Genomic DNA, 3,441 nt, shown 5'->3' on the forward strand with positions numbered 1-3,441 from the left:
GCGAGGATGCGATTCTGATGCTCGCGAGGGACTTCGCGTACGGCGATCGCGACAGAGACGGAACTGTCGAGGCTGAACCCATCAACGTCGTGGTCCTCGTCCCTAGCGATTACGCTGCGGACCGCTGGGCTGGAGTGGCCGACCAGACGCTCCACGTTAACGACATGCGGCCCGTGATCGAGCGCATGAAGAACGGCGAGCACATTGGCGTCGTCGTGCTTGTAAACAAGTACGACGGGGTCGATCTCCCCGGCGAGGCCTGTCGCCTGCTGATCATCGACGGCATTCCAACCCCTCTAACGCCTCATGAACAACGAGTATCCGCCGCTCTGACTGGGTCTATGACGTTCAAGGCCCGTGAAGTGCAGCGCCTTGAGCAAGGCATGTGACGGGGAATCAGGGACGTCAGCGATCACTGCGCAGTTCTCGTCCTGACCAGTGACTCCGCTCTCACTCTTCGTGATCCACAGTTGCGGCAGTTCTACTCACCCGCAACGCGGGTGCAGATCGAGCTCAGCCTGCAGATCGCGGAGCAGATCGAGGGCGAGGGGATCGGAGCTATCGCAGATCTGCTAAATCTCTTTCTTGAACGAAAAACCCAATGGGTTAGTAAGAGCCTGGAGGCGACTGCAGATGTCACCTATGAAAGCGCGGGAACGGTTACACAGCTCGCTGCTGGTCGTCGGAAGGCATTCAATCTAGCCGTAGCCGGCGACGAGGACGGAGCGGTCCAGGTCCTCCGAAGGGCGATCGACACAGTCACCGATTCATTGCTTAAAGGGTGGTGCCTGGAGGAACTGGCCACCTACGAGCACTTCGTTGATCCAATCGCTGCGCAGAAGACTCTTGCCGCTGCCCGCAAGCTCAACTCAGGAGTCCTCAAACCGCAGATAGCGCCGGCGCGGAAGAAACTGGCCGGTCCTACCGTTCAGGGCAAGGCTGCCGCCGAGTACCTGGGAGCCCTCTATAGCGACGCGCGCACTATGGAGCTCGCCGTGGCGTCGTTGTTTGACAACGTCACCTGGGGGTCGAATTTGCGGCAGACCGAGCCGAAGAGCAAGTCAGGCTCATTGGGCTGTACCTTGGGTTCGGCTCCAGCCGCCCGGAAAAGGAAGACCGGGACGGTGGACCGGACAATCTCTGGGCTTTGTCCTCGAGGCAGTATGCCGTCATAGAGTTGAAGACAAACATCACGAGGGTCAACCCGGCGATCATCAAGAGCGAGGCCGGACAACTGGTGCATTCCATGGAGTGGTTCGCCGACCGCCATCCGGCCGGTCAGGAGCCAATCCCTGTGATGATCCACCCCAGTGAGAAGCTCGAAACCGAGGCCCATGTCCCGCAGACAACGCGAGTGATCACCAAAGCTGACTTGTCGGCTCTTCGCACGGATGTAGAGGCCTTCATTAGAGTATTGGCAGCGAACAACTCCTGGGCTGACGCGGAATCGGTGGCGGCTGGTCTTGAGCAAAACCGGCTAACTGCTCAGCAGGTCATCGCTCGGCACAGCCGCAAGTTTCGCAGGGCTTAGCGTCAACGCCTTAAAATGCGCAATAAAGATTGAATTCAAGACCGCAAAGAGTACCTACAACGGGTGGCGCACGCAGTCAGCCATTACGCGGCGATGTCAGATTCAAGTGCGCTTGGTTCGCCGGTGCTTGGATCGATGAATTCGACGCGAATCCGCGGCGAGGCGTGTGTTTTACCGTCCATGGTCGCCGTCGTGAGCATGAAGCGAATGGTGTCGTTCTTCTGGAGGCAACGGGTCTCTGTCTCGAGCGGCATGATCCGATTCGGTGATAGCCCGGCTCCTTGATGACCACGTCGTTCGCAGGCAAGTCAGTGCATGCGATCGCCCAGGTGTCGCCTTGGACGTGAGTGATCTTAAATGAGATGGCATGCTTTGGGAGCTTGGCTTCTTCAATCTCGTTCGCACGCTCTTGAGCATCGGCCTGCCGCTTGAATGCTTCGTTTGCTTCGCCGGCCAATCGCATCGCCTCATCCCGAGCCGCACGGGACGCATCCCGTGCGGCCTCAGCGTCTTGCCGATCCGTGCGTGCCTGCGCGGCCTGGTAGATCGCAACGACAGCGCCGACAACAGCGGCAAGAGCTGCGATAGCGGCAACCACGAGACCGATTATGTCCATGCGTGCAAGCATACGTGCCTGCCGCAACTCAGATATTTCACGTCGTTGATTTGGTTAATTCAGCCCAGAGCACCCCACGCAAGGATCTTGTGCAGAATACATCGGGCACGCATCTCAGCATCTCGTAACCTTAGGGATGCAAGACAGCGGGCGAGACACTTTGGCGCCCTCGGATCTTCAACGTTTTTGATGTCTTGCTACTTTGTCTCGTATGCTGCCGTTAGGCTGGCAGTCATCAACCAGCATTGCGAGACATAGTAGGGGCGAGAATGATGAAGCGGATCGGCTATGCCCGGGTTTCCACCAGTGGCCAGGATACGGACCGGCAGGTTACGGACTTGTTGGCGGCCGGGGTGCGCCGTGATGACCTCTACACGGACCAGGGAGTCAGCGGCGCGCGGGCGAGCCGTCCCGCATTCGATAGGGCCCTTACGGCATTGGAGAAGGGCGACACCTTGGTGGTCACCACGTTGGACCGGCTGGGACGGTCCACGGCGAACATGCTTTCCCTGGCGGCGGAGTTGCGGGGGAGGGCCATCAACTTGAAAGTGTTGAACCTGGGCGGGGGTGCCGTGGACACCGCCACTCCCATGGGGTCGATGACTTTCACCGTGATGGCGGCCCTGGCTCAGATGGAGCTGGACATCAAGCGTGAACGCATCACCGATTCCGTGTCCAAGCGCCGCGCTGCTGGCAAGGACCTGGGCGGGCGCCGGGCACAGTTCACCGACAGCCAGGTCATGAACGCCCGCCGGCTGATCGACGGCGGGCAGCCAGGGACCCAGGTCGCCAGGGACCTGGGCATGTCCCGGGCCACCATGTATCGGCGCATGGCCCAGATCCAGGCCCGGGAATGGATCGGGTCGCAGACGGAGTAGTTTTTGCGACGGTATTCCCTGGCGGGTCCGGCCTGACGTTGCAATGACCCCATCGCTGCGTGTTCTGGATGAAGTCCAGGTCAAGGCCCGTGGCAACAACTGCCAATCAATGACACAACGGATTTCTTAATGGGCGGTGGCGAGGTGGCTTGCCTGGCTTCTGGTTGGGGCATCCCCACCAGGGGTCCGTGCAGTCTACTTGGGGGGTGGACTCGCCTGAGAGCACAAATGACATACGCCGGGGTGAGCGCCACCGGGCAAGGCTCGCAAAGACAGATCGGCACGCATTTCGGGGCAGTGGTGAAGCACTGTCATAGCGCGAGGGATGCTCCGAGGCCGCCTCTGGCATGAAGCAAGGCGCCGGGTTGTGCAGGCCTTTTATTGGGCGGGGAGTGCCAATACTTGCCTGTCCGTGC

Annotated in this window: 4 protein-coding genes and 1 pseudogene; 4 read left to right on the forward strand and 1 reads right to left on the reverse strand. The window is 60.1% G+C overall.

Translation table 11 applies throughout. The features are described 5' to 3' along the window. From G6N77_RS19315 to G6N77_RS19325, 3 genes and pseudogenes are all read left to right on the forward strand, one after another. Positions 1 to 389: pseudogene (locus tag G6N77_RS19315) on the forward strand (hypothetical protein); the annotation flags it as partial. A 111-nt stretch (positions 390 to 500) separates the two neighbouring features. Next, positions 501 to 1,175, forward strand: a complete 675-nt coding sequence (locus G6N77_RS19320; protein ID WP_165183797.1) for a hypothetical protein — start codon at positions 501 to 503, stop codon at positions 1,173 to 1,175. Between the two features lie 2 nt (positions 1,176 to 1,177). Continuing rightward, complete coding sequence (locus tag G6N77_RS19325) at positions 1,178 to 1,531, forward strand: hypothetical protein (RefSeq protein WP_165183798.1); 354 nt, start codon at positions 1,178 to 1,180, stop codon at positions 1,529 to 1,531. 83 nt (positions 1,532 to 1,614) lie between these two features. On the opposite strand, the gene G6N77_RS19330 is transcribed toward G6N77_RS19325, so the two are convergent. Next, the gene (locus G6N77_RS19330) at positions 1,615 to 1,785 is read right to left on the reverse strand and encodes a hypothetical protein (RefSeq protein WP_165183799.1); all 171 of its coding nucleotides are present in this window, start codon (positions 1,783 to 1,785) and stop codon (positions 1,615 to 1,617) included. Between the two features lie 631 nt (positions 1,786 to 2,416). Here G6N77_RS19330 and G6N77_RS19335 point away from each other — a divergent pair. Next, positions 2,417 to 3,025, forward strand: coding sequence for a recombinase family protein (locus tag G6N77_RS19335; protein WP_165183800.1), 609 nt, complete (start codon positions 2,417 to 2,419; stop codon positions 3,023 to 3,025). Positions 3,026 to 3,441 lie beyond the last annotated feature (416 nt).

The sequence above is a fragment of the Arthrobacter silviterrae genome (assembly GCF_011045165.1).
GTDB lineage: Bacteria > Actinomycetota > Actinomycetes > Actinomycetales > Micrococcaceae > Specibacter > Specibacter silviterrae.

Excerpts from the sequence above, each read along its gene's own strand:
- G6N77_RS19330 (WP_165183799.1), bottom strand. The coding sequence starts at position 1,785 with ATGCCGCTCGAGACAGAGACCCGTTGCCTCCAGAAGAACGACACCATT.
- G6N77_RS19335 (WP_165183800.1), top strand. The coding sequence starts at position 2,417 with ATGATGAAGCGGATCGGCTATGCCCGGGTTTCCACCAGTGGCCAGGAT.